This is a genomic window from Gardnerella sp. DNF01198P (genome assembly GCF_049244165.1).
In the GTDB taxonomy this organism is placed as follows: domain Bacteria; phylum Actinomycetota; class Actinomycetes; order Actinomycetales; family Bifidobacteriaceae; genus Bifidobacterium; species Bifidobacterium swidsinskii.
In genome coordinates, this window is the sequence record NZ_CP058382.1 from 1,097,431 (window position 1) to 1,114,030 (window position 16,600).

General features: G+C 45.3%; 8 protein-coding genes. All 8 read right to left on the reverse strand.

Translation table 11 applies throughout. The features are described from left to right. Positions 1-897, reverse strand: a complete 897-nt coding sequence (locus HXT44_RS04760) for a dihydroorotate dehydrogenase electron transfer subunit (RefSeq protein WP_012914269.1) — start codon at positions 895-897, stop codon at positions 1-3. Positions 898-991: 94 nt separating this feature from the next. Continuing rightward, positions 992-2,035, reverse strand: coding sequence for an orotidine-5'-phosphate decarboxylase (gene pyrF / locus HXT44_RS04765; protein ID WP_421782609.1), 1,044 nt, complete (start codon positions 2,033-2,035; stop codon positions 992-994). A 34-nt stretch (positions 2,036-2,069) separates the two neighbouring features. Next, the gene (locus tag HXT44_RS04770; protein WP_415696161.1) at positions 2,070-3,482 is read right to left on the reverse strand and encodes a dihydroorotase; all 1,413 of its coding nucleotides are present in this window, start codon (positions 3,480-3,482) and stop codon (positions 2,070-2,072) included. 55 nt (positions 3,483-3,537) lie between these two features. Further along, a complete protein-coding gene (gene pyrB, locus HXT44_RS04775; protein WP_004119034.1) occupies positions 3,538-4,773 on the reverse strand; it encodes an aspartate carbamoyltransferase in 1,236 nt (411 codons plus the stop codon). 143 nt (positions 4,774-4,916) lie between these two features. Continuing rightward, entirely contained in the window at positions 4,917-5,144 is a 228-nt protein-coding gene (locus tag HXT44_RS04780) for a type II toxin-antitoxin system RelE/ParE family toxin (protein ID WP_318255951.1), read from the reverse strand. A 105-nt stretch (positions 5,145-5,249) separates the two neighbouring features. Continuing rightward, positions 5,250-5,483, reverse strand: a complete 234-nt coding sequence (locus HXT44_RS04785; protein ID WP_174182559.1) for a hypothetical protein — start codon at positions 5,481-5,483, stop codon at positions 5,250-5,252. 80 nt (positions 5,484-5,563) lie between these two features. Beyond that, positions 5,564-8,752: a bifunctional [glutamine synthetase] adenylyltransferase/[glutamine synthetase]-adenylyl-L-tyrosine phosphorylase gene (locus HXT44_RS04790; RefSeq protein WP_421782611.1), complete on the reverse strand. Its 3,189-nt coding sequence runs from the start codon at positions 8,750-8,752 to the stop codon at positions 5,564-5,566. Positions 8,753-9,373: 621 nt separating this feature from the next. Further along, on the reverse strand, positions 9,374-16,294 hold the full coding sequence (locus HXT44_RS04795; RefSeq protein ID WP_421782613.1) for a peptidase: 6,921 nt from the start codon (positions 16,292-16,294) through the stop codon (positions 9,374-9,376). Positions 16,295-16,600 lie beyond the last annotated feature (306 nt).

A 16,600-nucleotide genomic window follows, 5' to 3' on the forward strand; every position in this document is an offset into this window, starting at 1 on the left:
TTACTCCCAACCCAAACGATTCGCATCAAAAACAGGACCGTCGTTGCAAACTTTCAGCCTGCCTTCCAAAGTGTCAACAACGCAAGCAACGCAAGTTCCGTATCCGCAGCCCATACGCGCTTCCAAACTGAGTTGGCATTCAATATTTCTTTCATGCGCCCAGTGAGCTACGGCTTTCATCATAGGCAAAGGACCGCAAGACAAAATCACCGTTGGTAAATCGTCTCCAAAATTAAAATGCTGACTTTCTTCAAGCTCGTCTAGCAGCGTAATAACAGTTCCTTCAGCATTCGTAATACTGTGTACGTCTGAAATATATTCTTTCGTTAAATCATCTGCAAAACGCTTATTACGGTAGCCAAGCACTGCCGTTACGCTAGAATCTTCACACTTTGAAAGCGCTTGAGCAGCACACAAAATAGGTGGCACACCCAAGCCGCCACTGACCAACAGATAATGTGCAGGTTTGGAAATATTAAAGCCAAGTCCCAAAGGTCCAAGAGCGTCAATGCTATCTCCTGGCTTAAGCTCAGCAAACTTAGCAGTGCCTTTGCCAATCACAGCAAAAATCAAAGTAAAAGTATCGCCTTCTACGCTTGCAACTCCAAAAGGACGCGGAAGCATAGCAGTCGGGTCAGGGGAATACAAGTTCACAAATTGCGCAGGAGCAGCTTTTTTAGCAATCTCAGAATCTCGCAAAGTCAAACGGTACACGCCTTCGTCTAGCTTCTCATTATTGAGTACTTCTACAGCTCTACGCCCCCAAAGGCGCGAATATTTTGCATTATTGCTTTCGTCTGCAGAACTTGAGCCGGAAGAATCAAAAGCGTCTTCACGTAACGTAATTATGGCGTTTCCAGAGGCTTTTCGCGTTGGAATAAACATGCCATCACTCATGTGGTTTCCCCTACCCTTGTATGTGTTTTGTACCGTTGCGTTTTATTTTTAATTTTAATTATATTTTTAGTTATATTTATTTTAGTTATACATTCTAGCGATACACTGCATTTCTCAAGTCGTCACGCATATTTTTCGCAGCAACAGCTGCAGAATCACGCACAATATCAAGAATGTCATCGAGAGACATGTGCCCTTGATTTTTAGCGTAATCTTCAGACTTTTTCCAAGCACCAATAATACCGCGCGAAGAATTGACAATAGCACCTTCAGAATTTGCATCAAACATTCCAGCAACATCTTGAGCAGTACCGCCTTGAGCACCATAGCCTGGAACCAAGAAGAAAGTGTGCGGCATAATCTCGCGCAAATGCTTGCCCTCCTGCGGATGCGTGGCACCTACAACTGCACCAACTCTTGAATAACCGTGCTTACCAATGCTTGAAGCACCCCAGTTCTCAATCAAATCAGCCATATGCTCATACACTGGCTTGCCATCTTGCAAAATAAGCTCCTGCAGCTCTTTGCTAGAAGGATTCGAAGTGCGAAGCAGCACAAAAATGCTTTTATCGTGCGCTACCGCTTCATCGATAAAAGGCTTCACGCCATCCGAACCCATATAAGGGTTTACTGTAAGCGAATCTTCATGCCAAACGTCAAGATTTTTAGAGCTTTTTAGAAGATTTTTAAGAGATTGAGGAAGCGCGTTACCAGTAGCATTTTCGTCTTCAAAATATGAAGAAAGATTAGCGAAACCGCTTAAATGAGCAGCATACTGACCAGCTGTAGAGCCAATATCTCCGCGCTTTGCGTCACCTATTACAACTAATCCTTGCGATTTTGCGTATTCGCAAGTCATTGCGTACGTGTCCATTCCAGCGGAACCTAGTGCTTCGTACATCGCAATTTGCGGCTTTACAGCCGGCACAAAATCTGCAACCGCGTCGATAATAGCGCGATTAAACTCAAAATAAGCTGTAGCTAAAAGCGTTGGCAGCGCATCCTCGCCTTCTACTTCTTGCAAAACTTCGTCCGCAAGAGAGCTAATAATTTCGGCAGGAACAATTCCAGGCTTAGGATCCAAGCCCACTACGCTAGGATTTTGCTTGGTTGCAATCGCTTCAATAAGTTCGTCCATAATTTACTACCATTCCAAATTTATATTTAATCAATCACATTCTCGAGAAAGCAATTTCTGAACCAATAATCGTCGCAACAGGCCTGCCCGTAAGTTGCCATCCATCAAAAGGAGTGTTTCGAGCTTTTGAATGGAACGAATTTGCGTCAACCGCCCAATTTTCGCGCATATTAATCAGCACTAAATCAACGTTTTCAGGGTGCTCAGTAATACTTAAACGCAGCGTTCGCTTGTTTGCGCATCGCGAAGAAACGTTAAGCAAAGCCGCAATATCAGTAGGTCTTCTGCTCATCAATTGCATTGGATTTACTGCCATTAATTCGATTAAATGCTTATCGTCCGTATATCCTGCATCAACCAAAACTTTGCGGCACACGCCATACGCGCACTCAAGCCCAATAATTCCGTTAGGAGTGCTTGCAAAATCTCCTGACTTTTCTTCCGCAGTGTGAGGCGCGTGATCTGTTGCAATCATGTCAATTGTGCCATCCGCAATAGCAGCGAGCGTTGCTTGACGATCCGCTTTTGAACGAAGAGGAGGATTCATCTTAGCCATAGCACCATATCGCAAAACATCCTCATCACACAAAGCTAGATAGTGAGGCGCAGTTTCGCACGTAATCGGCAAATCCTCTTTCTTTGCCTTACGAATAGCTTCAAACGCAGCAGCAGTGCTCACATGCTGGAAATGCACATGTACGCCAGTTTCGCGGGAAGCATCAATATCTCGCTGAACAATTGCAAGCTCAGTAGAAGCTGGAATTCCACCAACACCAAGCATTTTTGCGACCGGACCCTCGTTCACAGCTCCCGTATCATGATGCTCACAATGCTCCACGAATGGCAAACCAGTTTGTTTTGCCATAGCTAACACATCTCGCAAAATCGGTTCAGGCACTGCAGCACCGTCGTCGCTTATAGCAGTAATCGGGTGCTTTTTCATAGGAGAAGTTTTTTCGTCGTCGTCGATTCCAGCAACATACTTTTTCCAAAGCTCAATATTGCTTGGCTTTAAGCCTTTACGATTCAATGATGCGCACACGCTCAAATCGTAGCGAACTGGCAATTTTACGCCGTAAATGCAGCCATAGCGCTGCAAATAGTCGACTACATTATCTACATCAAATGGAGCATCTTCCCAAGGCTCGCCGTCAAGAGCTGGAACAGTATTTGGCATAATCAAAACTTGCGTATAACCGCCAGCCGCAGCAGCCTCACTGCCGGTCATCATTGTTTCTTTTGCTGTTTGTCCTGGATCTCTAAAATGCACATGCGGATCTGCAAAACCAGGAGCAACAACCCAATCACTTGCGTCAATATCGCCAGTAACGCGCGCATTCTGCTCTATAAGGGCATCCTGACGAACGCCATCAACAATAAGATCAATACGTTCGCTAGTATCCCACACAGAGATATTGCGCAAAGTTAAGGTGCCTGATTCGTTCATTTCACTCCTGGTTTTGCGTAATTTTTACAGTTATATAATAATATTATTAAATTTTTTATTTAGTTTCTGCTTCTTCGTCGCAATACATGCAACGATACTCTTGCCTTACGGAATCAGCTTTGTAGAACTTACGTTTAAGAGTTAGTTCGCTGTTTGTTATGCAACGAGGATTCGGGCAAGTAAGATCTTCAGGCGCATTCACGTCTGTTACGTGCACGCGAGGATCCGTTAATGAAATTCCATGTGCGTCAACTGCTTGCAATTCGTCTTCTGGCACGTTTACAAAATCAGTTGGTTCGTAGCCGCAAAGCTCGTCTCCAAGAACGGAACTTTCCAAAGCCATACGCATAAGCATACCGTTTTTAACCTGCTCAAAATATGCTGCGCGAGGATCGTCATCAACGTCAACAGAAATCTCGTTAATTCGAGGAAGCGGATGCAGCACAGGCATATGCGACTTTGCTTTTTGCAATTTTTCTTCAGTCAAAATGTACGTGTCACGAAGTCGCAAGTATTGCTCGCGATCCGTAAAACGCTCTTCTTGCACGCGAGTCATGTAAAGCACGTCAAGCTTGCCAATAACTTCCATCAAGTCGCGAGTTTCTTCGTAAGTGCACGAAGGAGTGTCATTAATGCGGTCGATTACGTACTGCGGAGTTTTAAGCTCATCCGGGCTAATCAGCACAAAATGAACGTTTCCAAAGCGGCACAAAGTTTCAATAAGCGAGTGAACTGTGCGTCCATAAGTTAAGTCGCCGCACAAACCGACAGTGAGATTATTAAGGCGACCAAAACGCGCGAGAATAGTTGCCAAGTCTGCAAGAGTTTGAGTTGGGTGCATGTGGCCGCCGTCACCTGCGTTAATAATAGGCGTGCTCACAGCTTGCGTAGCAACGAAAGCAGCACCCTCCTTTGGGTGACGCATTGCAACAACATCAACATAATTAGACACGACTTTCAAAGTATCGTTTACAGTTTCACCCTTGCTTGCGCTGGAAAGTTGCGCACCTGCAAAACCGATTACCTTTCCGCCTAAACGCAGCATTGCTGTTTCGAAGCTTAAGCGAGTGCGCGTGCTCGGCTCATAAAAAAGAGTGGCCAACACTCTGCCATCGCAAGTGTGAGCCACTTCTTTACGGTGCGAATCAATGTATCGCGCTTTGTCTAAGAGCATTCGTATTTGCGCAGTTGAAATATCGTCTAATGTAACAACACTTTTGCCAGCTAGAGAATTTGCAATTGTGCTGCGAGAAAAAGTTTGATGTAAAGAACTAGAAATTGCGTTCGTCATAATAAGTACCGCTCACCTTCCGTCAATTGGCAAACGGTCGCAACCACACGCGACCTACGTAATTTTACTGATTAGCGTTGACGAATCCCCCACCCCCGGAGTGGCGGAGAACTATAACTTATTATGCAACATTTAATAAGTACTTAATCCAATAAATCTATTTGTTCCAATACAGTTTGTTGATTACGTTTACCATAAGTAACCTTCAAAATATAAACTGTATTTTCTTCTAAAACAACTCTGTAATAAACAAGAAAATTCTTTACAATAATACGACGCACACCAAGTGAATTCCAAGGCTCATACTTAACTACAGGTGCAAACTGAGGAAAAAGAGACAGTCTTTCGATACTAGATTTAATAAAATTAATAAATTCTTACGGAAGTTTTCTTAGAGATATTAGATGCAATATAGTCTCTTATATTTTTTAAATCGTTTTCTGCATCCTGAGTAACAAGAATATCAAAGGAACTCATTACAAGCCCTTTTCTAACTCAGCAAAAACATCCGCATACGGACGCACTAAACCAGAAACTGACTGCTTATAACTATGCATAAGTTTTGCAGCAAAATCAGTAGATAATAATTCGTCATTTTCTTCTAAATTTTCACCACTGACTGCTTGTTTTATAGGCGCAGAAACATCAGCATAAAAAACTGAAGTGTTGGCTCTTTCTTTTACATTATTACTCATTACTGTATTTTTCATTAAAATCACCTCCCGTCCTGAAATTATAACCTAAAGAAGAGAATGCAACAATAAATGTGAAGCGACTAAAGATTGAGAAATTAGCGAGCGTAGAAAAGACGAGACATGATTTCACGGCACTGACGCATAGTTGCTAAAAGATCGTTTTCAAAAACGCGGCCCTGGTTCGGCTCGTAGCCAAGGTAAGTTGCAATTCCACCCAAAGAATACGAGTCAGTTGGAATAATATCTGCGCGAGCCATTGAGCCAGACCACAAGAAGTTTGCGTTGCGCACCGCGGAACACATATGCCAGCAGCGGCTTAAAACTTCAGCATCCTCGTCGCTTATAAAATGCTCAGATTGCAATGCTTTCAACGCTTGCATAGTTCCAACTACTCGTAAAGATTCATGCTTTGAAGCATATTGCAATTGCATCAATTGCACAGTCCACTCAACATCGCTTAAACTGCCACGACCAAGCTTCAAATGCCTGTCCCTACTCACACCTCGAGGCAAACGCTCCGCTTCCATGCGCGCTTTGAGCTTACGAGTTTCAGCAAGCTGAGAATCACTAAGAGGATTTGCAGCGTAACGCAATTCGTTTACAACGCCATCAAGCAAAGCATCCGCCAACTCCTTAGAACCTGCAGCAAAACGCGCTCGCAACAACGCTTGATGCTCCCAAGTGCTAGCCCATTGACGATAATACTTTTCGCAAGATTCTAGCGAACGAACAAGCGGACCGTCTTTTCCTTCCGGACGCAAATCCAAATCGACCATGATTTTTGGTTCAAGCGTAAGAGGACCTTGCAAAATATTACGCAAAATATCTACAGTTTTTTGCGCAAAGCGGTGAGCTGCGTTGAAATCGCAATCTTCACCAACAGGCTTGTAAATTACCATAATATCTGCGTCAGAACAGAAGTTTACTTCTCTACCACCGTAACGACCTAAAGCAATAATAGCAATTTCAGCTTGAGGAGCATTCAAATTCATGACTGACACAGCTTCACGCATGGACCATTGCAAAGTCGCATCTAAAATAGCATCAAACACATCACTCATTGCAAGCATAGAAGTATCGTCATCAATTAGACCACACATCCAAGCTAAAGCAACTCGCTCAATTTCCTGCCGGCGAAGAGCGCGCAAAGACTGCGCAAAATCCGCAATATTACTTGCATAACGCGCAACCATTGCACTAGTTTGCATGTCAAGACTTGCCCTATCGCGCGCAGATAACGCTTCGTCGTCTCCAAGCCAAGTAATAGACTGCATAGACTGCATCATAGCGTCGCCAAGATAGCGCGAATCCGCCAAAACGTGGCAAAGACGCTGAGCTGCGGAAGGAGAATCACGCAAAAAACCAAGATACGTATTTTTTCCGCCAAAACGCTCCGCAAGACGCCGCCACGCAAGCAAACCCATATCCGGATTCTGCCCGTCGCCAAGCCACTTCAACACTGCCGGAAGCAAAATTCTATGAATTTTAGCAGCCCTAGAAAGCCCCTCTGTAAGCGCTTCAACATGCAACTGTGCTGCGCGAGCATCCGCAAAACCAATAGAAGCAAAGCGCGCGCGAGCAGCCTCCGGCGAAAGTACAATAGGATCCGCATCCGTTTGAGCGTTAATAGGAAGCATCGGACGGTAGTAAATATCCTTATGCAAGTGCCGAATTTCACGACGAGCTTTATCAAAACGCGCAACTAACTCTTCCGGACGAAGCCGCACAGCACGAGCAAGGCGGCAAATCTGCTCATTGTTGTTAAGCTGCTCTGTAGAAATTGTGCGCGCGCGATCCAAGCCGCCGTTTCCTTGCGCACCCAAATCTGGGAACAAATGCGTGCGATGCATACTCCACATTTGCTGACGATGCTCAAGAACACGCTCAAAACGGTAGTGTTCTGCCAATAGCGCCGCCTGAGACCTAGAGACGTAGCCACCTTGAGCCAACGCTTGCAAAGCGGAAATAGTATCCCTTACTCGAAGCGACTCATCCTCACTTCCGTGCACAAGCTGCAGCATTTGCACAGTAAACTCAACATCGCGCAAGCCGCCTTTACCAAGTTTCATATCCAAATCGCGTTGAGAAGCCGGAATAAGCGACTCCACACGCTGACGCATATGCTGGCAGTCAGCTACAAAATGCTCACGACCAGAAGCCTTCCAAATAAACGGCTCAACCATATCGCGATAAGCTTTTCCAAGATCCGTATCCCCTGCTGCAGGGCGCGACTTCAAAAGCGCCTGAAACTCCCAGCTACTCGCCCACTTTTCATAATATTCTCTATGAGAATCAAGCCTACGAACAAGAGGACCATCCTTACCTTCCGGGCGAAGCGCAGTATCAATCTGCCAAAGCGGAGGCTCCACAGAGCCCATAACCACCGACTGGCATACTTTTTGCAAAACCATTGCCATAGAAACACCAACGCGCAAAGCAGCATCCTGGTTCTGCTTGTTGCTTAAATCCGCAGGCTCCACAACATAAATCAAATCGATATCGGAAACGTAGTTAATTTCTTGCGCTCCAAGCTTGCCCATAGCAATAATCGCAAATCTGCATGCGGAAGAACCAGTAACCTGTCCTCGCGAAATAGACAACGCTGCCTCTAAAACAGCATCGGCAGCGTCGGAAAGCTTACGACTAATATCTGGCTGCACTTCAACAGGGTCAGCGCTCGCTAAATCAGCCGCCATAATTGCAGCAACATGCTCACGGTAGCGCGCACGAAGCGCAGAAACTGCTTGTGCAAAGCCGAGTGATGTTAAGTAAATTGTGTTAGAATCGCTGCTTTCAGAAGAAACAACTGTTGCAGTGTAAGCTTGTATTGCTTCGAGTAAGTCTTTTACGCGTTCTTCCCTAGTCATTGCAAAAAGATGATTCGGGTCATTTGCTGCAGCTTTTATAAGATTAGGTCTTGTGCGCATAAGCATTGCCAACGCGTTAGACGCACCTAATACTTGCATTAGGCTTGTTAATGAGTCAGATACTTGCGAATTTGAAGTTGAAATATTATTTATTATTTCGGGGTATGTTTCACTTAAATCTTGCAATGAAAGCAATGCAGAATCTGGATCTTCAACTGTGAGCGCGCTTCTTAGTAGTGTTTCAAACGATATTTTATTGCAGTTTTTGCATATTGCCATCATTGCGCAACGTGCGGCATCCGGGCGAGCAAAACCGGCTTTAATAAGGCTTCTTGAGGTGAGTGCGGAAGAGTTCGTGCTGCTTTCGTTGCAGTTGGTTTCAGTAGTTGCACTATCTGTTATGTTCGCACTTTCCATACCGCAACTTTACATTGTGGTGGTGTACAAGGCTGCGAAACTACCTGCTTTCGCGCTCATAGCGTGGCGAGTTTTAGGCATCATTCTTAACGTGGCGCAAGTTTTGGGGGATTTCTCTCCTCGCACGTCCCGTCCTTCAGTCGCTTTGGCTGTTAAAGACTCTCATGCATACTTTGTTCTCTACGAACGTTGCTCCATCAGTCCTCTTTTAGTGCTCGTAAAGAAATCCCCCAAACTCTGCGTGCTAATTCGTTAATAACCGTGTCTATCGCAGAGATTTTTCGATTTTTCTTCTTCGCTTGGCGAATCAGCAGCCTGCGGCTCTGCGCGACGACCTGCCGAAGCGCTTAAAGCGTAGCGCGCGAAGGTAACTCGGAGCGGAAACTCGCTTAAGTTGGAAGTCCAGTGGACTTCCAACGCGAGTTTCGTAGCAAGCGCGTTACCCGCGCGAGCATGTCTTCGCTCAGCACGGACGCTAATGTTCTTTAAGCAACAAATAGTCACCGTTTGCAAAGCACTGGCGCAAAGCTACAGGAACAGCATGTGCAGCGGCAGCGGATGAAAAAATCCCTCGCGGATTATCGGAAGATAACCTGCGAGGGATTTTAGTTACGCGATAGACTACTCGTTAGAGTGCTTACGACGGCGAGAAGCTACGCCAGCAGCACCAAGACCGGAGAAGATTGCAGCAAGACTTGCAAACAAGCCAGTTGCAGCACCCGTCTTAGCAAGACCACCAGCATTACCGGAAGCATTACGCAACGCAGCCTTAGCAGCCTTAAGATTCCTCAAAGCGGCATCAACCTGAGCCTGAGTAGCATTCTTATCAGCAAGCACACGCTTAGCCTCAGCCAAAGCCTTCACGTAAGCTCTAGCAGCAGCAGTATTCGCCTTAGACGCAGCAGAAGAATCTGCTTCAGAATTATTAACCTCGACTCGCAAAGCAGTCTTATCAACCGAAGCACTCTGAGAATCACTAGCATCAGCATCATAGCCGCTACCGCTTCCAACACCACTGCCTATGCCAAACGGGTGATTAATCTTATACTTAGCCGCCTGAAGCTTCTTCAAAGCCGCGTCAACCTCAGCCTGAGTAGCATTCGGATCCTTAAGCACACTGTTAGCCTCAGCCAAAGCCTTGTTATAGGCGTCAATATCCTCAGTCATTCCAATCATAAAGAATACAGAATCACGGAACTTAGCATCAGCATCTGCTTCTGTTTTCAGCTTGGAAGGATCAGTCTTGTAATCATCGGCAATCTTCTTCTTGGCGGCTTGGAGATCCTTCAGAGCATCGTCAAGTTGCTTTTGAGTTGGGACTTTAGTACCATCTGGAAGATCAGTCTTTGGCTTTCCAGTAGTGCGATCAAACTTATCAAGAAGATCCTTGGCAGCCTTGAGCTTCTTGTTATAGTCGTCAAGAGCTTTCTTAGCAGCGTCATCACCCTTAGCAGTCGCATTCTTGAACTCTGGAGTATTCTCGAACACGTCGGTTCTGGTGTCAGTATCTCCGCCCTTCGACTTATCAACTTCTTCTTGCAAGTCATGCGGACTGGTGACGTAGTTCTTAGTAATCTTATCTTTAATTTCCTTCAGATTCTTAAGAGCCTCGTCAACTTCTTGCTGAGTTGGGAGTTGCTTTCCAGCTGGAATGTTGGCTTTTGGATTGCCACTCTCGTCGAATAGATCAAGAAGTTCATTGGCTTTCGCTAAAGCGTCATTGTACGCTTGTATGTCTGCGTTATCCTTGCTGTCAGCACCCTTCTTGGCAAGAGCATTCTGATACTCGGTAGACTTTTCGAACTTCTCGGTGTCTGGCTTAGCTCCGCCGTCGTCCTTAAGCTCTTTCGTTTCTTTCTTAAGAGCGTCGACTTTGGTCTTGAAGTTGTCGTCGATATCCTTCTTGGCCTTCTTCAAAGCCGCAAGAGCATCATCAACCTGCTTCTGAGTTGGACGATCTTCTGGCTTTGCGTTTGGATCAGGATTCTTGACCTTTTCAATAAGCTCGTTTGCTTTAGCAAGCTTCTCGGCATAAGCTTTAAGCTTTTCCGTTGCAGTAGCGTCACCAGCGTTCTTCTTTTCAAGCGCGTTCTTGTACTCAACCGACGCCTCGAACGGAGGTGTTACAGGTTGACCCTGTGCGTCCTTATCGCCGACTTCGTTTTCAAGAAGCTTTGCATCAGTCTTGTAGTTGTTAGCAATCTTGTCTTGAGCTGCTTGCAGTTTCTTTAGCAAGTTGTTTACAGACTTCTGAGTTGCTGTCTTCTTCCAGTTATCATCATTAAGCTTCTGCTTGATTTGATTGAGAACATTCTCGAAGCCAGTGTCTTTGCCAGTTTCACCCAAGTCATTTGTAGCACCTGGATCACCAGCAGTCTTCTTAGCAAGAGCATTTTGATACTCAGGCGTCTTCTTGAAGCCATCATCTGCAAAGTCTTTGGCAGAAGTCAACGCTTCAAAATTCGTCTTGTAGTTGTCAGTAATTTGCTTCTTAGCTGCAGTAAGAGCATCGAACGCATCGTTAATCTGCTGTTGCGTTGGACGTTCGCTGTTCTTCTTGTTTGTATCCTTTGCATCACTTACTAACTTGCGAGCATTTGCAAGAGCATTCTTGTAAGCAGTAACGTCTGCATTTTCATTACCATCGCTTGTCTTAGCTTGAGCATTCTTGAACTCTGGAGTAGCTTCAAAGTCGCCTTCAGTAACAGCAGGAGCATGTTCAGCAGTAGACTTGTTAATTTCTGTCTCAAGACCAGTAGTAACAGTCTTATAGTTATCCTCAAGCTTCTTGCGAGCTTCGTCAAGAGTCTTCAGCGCCTCGTCGATTTCTTTTTGAGTTGGCTTTGCGTCTTGCGGCGTATCTTTATCATCATGCTTCTTCAAAAGCTCTTGAGCTTTTGTCAAAGCTTCATCATACGCCTTCTTGTCTGCGGCGGCCTTGTTGTTCTTATCATCATCAGGAACAAGCTTGCCATCCTGCTCCTTCATGAAGTGAGGATCAGACGCATTGCGATACGCATCAGAGGTAAGCGTTCCTTCTTCTGGAGCAGGAACGTCTGCCTTGGTACCATGCTTCTTTACGCTCGCTTTGAGCTTGGCGACGTCGGTGTTGTACTTGTCAAGCTCGGCGCGAGCCTTGTCAAGAGCAGCCTTGGCATCGTTAATTTCCTTTTGCGTAGCATCAGGCTTCTTGAGCAAGTCTTTGGCTTCGTTGAGTGCTTTGCCGTAGGCATCTGCTGCCGCTTTAGCAGCAGCGTTCTTGGCATCATCCGGTCCCGAGCCATCAGGCTTTTGGAAGCTTGGCTGCGACGCGTTCTTAAACGCAGGGCTTGGATGAGTGGTTGCGTCCTCGTTAATCGACTTAATCAGCTCGTCGGTCTTAGTCGCAAACTTATCCAGTGCCTTCGCTGCTTCGTTCATTTCCTTAAGGATTGTGTCAACATCCCTGTTCAGCGGCTCACCGTTCTTGTGCGCTTGAATGTCTTTCAGGTAGTCCTTATCGTTAGGGTCGCCATCTTCCTTTGGGATAATGTTATCAGGAATATCATGACCATTTGCTTGATCCTTCGGAAGCGTGTTAGTAAGCGCAGCTGTTAGTTTCGCTGCTGCCTTTTCATACGCTTCCTTAGCCTTTTTAGCAGCTTCTACCTTAGCTTTTTCTTCTTCACTAGGATTTTGCTTTTCGGCAAGTTCTTTCAAATTCGCGTAGGCTGGGCTGTGTTGTATTGCAAAGTCATTAAGCGCAGCAGCCGAAAGTCTGCTGGTGTCGGTTGCGTAGGTGTCAATAATCTTGCGAGCAGCGATTAGCTGCTCTTTAACCGCATCAACCTTTTTCTGATCTACGGTGCTCCCAGGCTTATTTAATTCATCCATCAAGTCTTTTGCAGCGTGATAAGCGTCGTTATAGGCTTTGAAGTCCTTAGCAGCCTGAGAATCTTTGCCCTCAGCTTGTGCCTTATCAAAGGCATTGAAGTAGGCCGGCATCAAATAACCGCTGAAGTTGTCCGCAATAGCTTCCGCTAAATCAGTTGCTTTTGTCTGATAAGTTTCAGCATAAAGTACCTTTTCAGCATCTTCGAGTGCTTTCTTGGCATCCTCAACGTCTTTCTTGGTGGCCTTGTCGTCAGCAAGAACCTGCTTAGCTTTTGCAAGTGCGTCATCGTAATTCTTAACGGCTTGCTGAGCAGCAGTATCGCCAGTCTTATTCTTGGCGTTCGTGTAGAACACGCTATGCTTGTTAGGATCTTTATCTAAGCTCTTTTGCACCGCAGCGGCAAGAGGAGCCTTGTCGGTTGCGTTGGCATCAAGTGCTGCCTTAGCTTTCTTAAGATCATCAATAGCCTTGTTTACTTCTTTTTGAGAAGCGTTTGGATCCTTGAAGACCTCATCAGCCTTCTTAACAGCGTCGTCGTACGCCTTGCGCTGTTCAGGAGTCGAGTTCTGGTAAGTTGGATCGGCATTTGTCAGCGTTTGATTGCCTTGATTATCCCTACCCGTGTTTACCTTGCCGTCCTTAGCGATGGCATTATTCAACTCATCCTTGTTGGTGGTAAAGTCGTTAAGCTTTTCGCGCGCAGCATCAAGCTTAGCCTTAGCGTCGTCAACAGCCTTCTGCGTGGCGTTCTTGTCTTCCTTTACCTTATTAGCTTCCTCAAGAGCCTTGTCGTAATCTGTCTTTGCCTTCTTAGCAGCTTCGTTTCTGTCCTTATCATCAGAACCGTCTGCCTTCTTGAAGTCAGGGTCGCTTACGTTCTTGAACTGGTTTGTTGCTTGCGTGCCAGTTGCGGCGGTAGTGCCTTCTGCAGCCTTACCATTAGCATCAATCGAGTCGTTCAGCTTATCCTTGTTGGTGTCAGCACCATCAAGCTCGGCGCGTGCCTTATTAAGGTTAATCGTAGCGTTATCGATTTGCGCCTTCTGCTCTTCGGTAAGGTCTTTTTCTTGCTTGTCCTTAACAGTTGCAAGCAAGTCTGTTGCAGTCTTTAATGCCTTTTCATACGCATCTTTCTTATCAGCAGACGCGTTGTAATACTTCGACTGTGTTGGAACATCCTTGCCCTCAACGTTTTCGGTCTTGTGCTCGCCAATCGAATCCGAAAGGTCTTTCGTCTTATGATTCGTCTGCGGCACAAAGATAACGTTAATTGCCTTTGCTGTATTGCCTGGATTGCGGCCTTGCTCCAGATAAACATGCTTATAGTATGTCATTGCATACGGCTCAACAAACAGACGCGCCTTGAAAATCTTGCCCTTTTTAGCAGCCACCGTTACAGAGCCAGCCTCTGTATCCCATGAATACGAACCAGCATCTGATAAATTATCACCGAGGTCTACGTCAGAATTAGAAACTTTCTGATTCCCAGACCAGTATGGACCACCCATATTGCCAAGCGTAAGCTCGCCCGTTGGCTCGCCATTTTGCAGCGCATAGTGCATGTGCGACTTTTTCGCGTTATTCCCTGTACCTTCATAGGTAAGCTGCTCGCCGCCTGTAAGGTCGCGCAAACCAGCTTGCTTGTCTTTTGGCGTAGCTTTTAACAAACCAAGAATCTTTGTTGTATCAAATTCTTTTGCTGCGGTTGGGTCGTAACGGTAGATGATAGTTGTGTGACTATCATTACTCCAAGAAATACCTTCGTCGGTTTCGCGACCATCAATCTTGGTTTTAGTCCAAGTAACGTCGTAATCCGTACGAATATTTGGAAGCTTTGTAAGCTTATTAGCCTTTATATCAGACGTAAACTCGGCAACTGCCTTATCGGTCTTGATCTTAACGGTAATCGTATTTTCCGCCTGACCGTTCGAGATGCCCTGATTAGCTTGACCAGCTTTAGTAAAATCGCCCTTAAGATATTCAAGTGAAATCTGATCTACGCTGGTAAGGTTAAGGTCTTTATTGGTCTTATTAGCATCAAAAATAGCCTGCTTAATGCGCGCAATCTCGTCTTTCGAGTAATCGAGTGGGTTAGCAACAAAGACTGCTTTATCATCGCTTGGAACAACGTACTCGCCAGCTTTGAGATTCTTGAGGACGAGGTCTTTGAGCGCAATCTTAGGAGCGTCCTTAGCATCCACGCCATCAAAGTTGATTACAGCTTCGCCTTTGTCGTTGATACTTACCTTGTCTTGGGCAACATTGTTAAGCGCCGCAAGTTTTTTGATGATGTCGGTTTTTACTTCTTGCGAAACGTTAGTTGGATCTTCAACAGTTGGCTTGTCGATACGCGTGTCGTAGCGCGCAACCGTAAGCGGAATAGCTTGCGACTTAAAGCCCAAATCCGTAACCATATAGGTGTTAAGCGTCTTCGCGCCAGCTACGTAAGTCTTATCCGTTGCGCCTTGAGCTGAGGTTTCCTTATTAATAGCCTCAAATGCAGTCTTGTCGTAAGCACCATCAGCTTTTACGTTAATATTTTCTGTAAATTTATCAGAAAGCTGATTATTTACAGACTTCTTATCACTACGCGCTGTCTCAATATTGCCAGCGGCAGTAATTGCTGATTGAACCTTTTCAGGAGTAAGCTGCTCGTTATACTTAAGCACCACAGAGCCGGAAGTTTTTGGCGGCACAAGCGTTACAGCACGGAATACGTTTGTTTTATAAGCAACAGTTTCGTTATTATCTTTAGTTACGTACACGAAAATAGAGCGACTGGCTGTATACTTCTCAGCGCCTCCATTAAGGTTACCATCCCTAAAAAGAGTTGTCATCTTAAGGTCAGCAGAACCATCATTATTCGCAGTAAACTCATATTCGCCAGAATAAGCTTGGTGTTTACCTGAATTTTTCGAGTAAAAATCAATACCTCTCTCACTTTTCTCATTATTGAAACCATTCGTCTTAGCAGGGAAAATAGCGATACTGGTAATATTGCCATCTTTTGGCTTTGCAAAATGGAAAGTAATAGTATGCTTTTCACCATCTACGCTGTATGTATTGTCTGAGCTTCCCCAGCCATACACGTTCGGCATAGTGTCAGCGTTATTCTCGTCAATATCAATCTTGGTATTAGAGGTATCCGTTGTGTCTGGATTAATTTTATTAGGATCTTGACCTGCTGAACCATCAGAAGCGCGATCTTGATTTTCAGTTGCAGTCTCGTCGGTTGGCTGAGCATCAGGCAACGAGCGCTTACCACGAATCTTTACAACAGTCGATTTATTTTCAGTACCATCAGTATTTACAGTATTCTCGGATTTCTGCTCAGCCTGCTTATTGGTATTCTCAGCCTTATACCCAGCCTCTTTATTAGCTTCAGTCTGATTCTTATCGCCAGCTTCAGCCTTCTTACCAGTCCCAGCATTCTCACCAGCAGTCACAGGCGTCTGAGCTACATCCGGCTTAGTATCAGGAGTACCACTCACCTCCGCCGCCATTGCCGGAGTTGCACCAAAAGCGAACGACGCACCAGCTAACACGCCTGCAGCGCCAACCGTAAACGCCGCCACCTTGCGAGCATCCACAGCCTTCGCAATCGCGTTACTTACTGCAGCATCCAATGTAACCTTGCGTGCGTGCTTTCCGGAATTTGAATTTATCATAATGATATCTCCTTAATATCGATTCTCTCTGAATAAGTCTTTATGAATTTATTAGTGAAGAGCTTTATGTAGTAATCAAACGCTGATTGAACTACAATCAGATACATATAAAACTTCCACTCAGCTTTCAAAAGCACGAATCCCTTGTTGAGATTTATGTTCAATAATACCTAATATATGAATATTTTGCAATGTATCTGTTATGATGCATAGCCTACTAACCCCCCCCCCCGCGAGACTTTATTTCAACGTTTTCGGCAGGTTTTTGCGGTCAAAATTAATATAGCAAATGTAAGCTAGATTACA

What these genes read in the sequence shown, in the direction of transcription:
- HXT44_RS04760 (WP_012914269.1), bottom strand. Translation starts at nt 897, where the DNA reads ATGAGTGATGGCATGTTTATTCCAACGCGAAAAGCCTCTGGAAACGCC.
- pyrF (WP_421782609.1), bottom strand. Translation starts at nt 2,035, where the DNA reads ATGGACGAACTTATTGAAGCGATTGCAACCAAGCAAAATCCTAGCGTA.
- HXT44_RS04770 (WP_415696161.1), bottom strand. Translation starts at nt 3,482, where the DNA reads ATGAACGAATCAGGCACCTTAACTTTGCGCAATATCTCTGTGTGGGAT.
- pyrB (WP_004119034.1), bottom strand. Translation starts at nt 4,773, where the DNA reads ATGACGAACGCAATTTCTAGTTCTTTACATCAAACTTTTTCTCGCAGC.
- HXT44_RS04785 (WP_174182559.1), bottom strand. Translation starts at nt 5,483, where the DNA reads ATGAAAAATACAGTAATGAGTAATAATGTAAAAGAAAGAGCCAACACT.
- HXT44_RS04790 (WP_421782611.1), bottom strand. Translation starts at nt 8,752, where the DNA reads ATGGAAAGTGCGAACATAACAGATAGTGCAACTACTGAAACCAACTGC.
- HXT44_RS04795 (WP_421782613.1), bottom strand. Translation starts at nt 16,294, where the DNA reads ATGATAAATTCAAATTCCGGAAAGCACGCACGCAAGGTTACATTGGAT.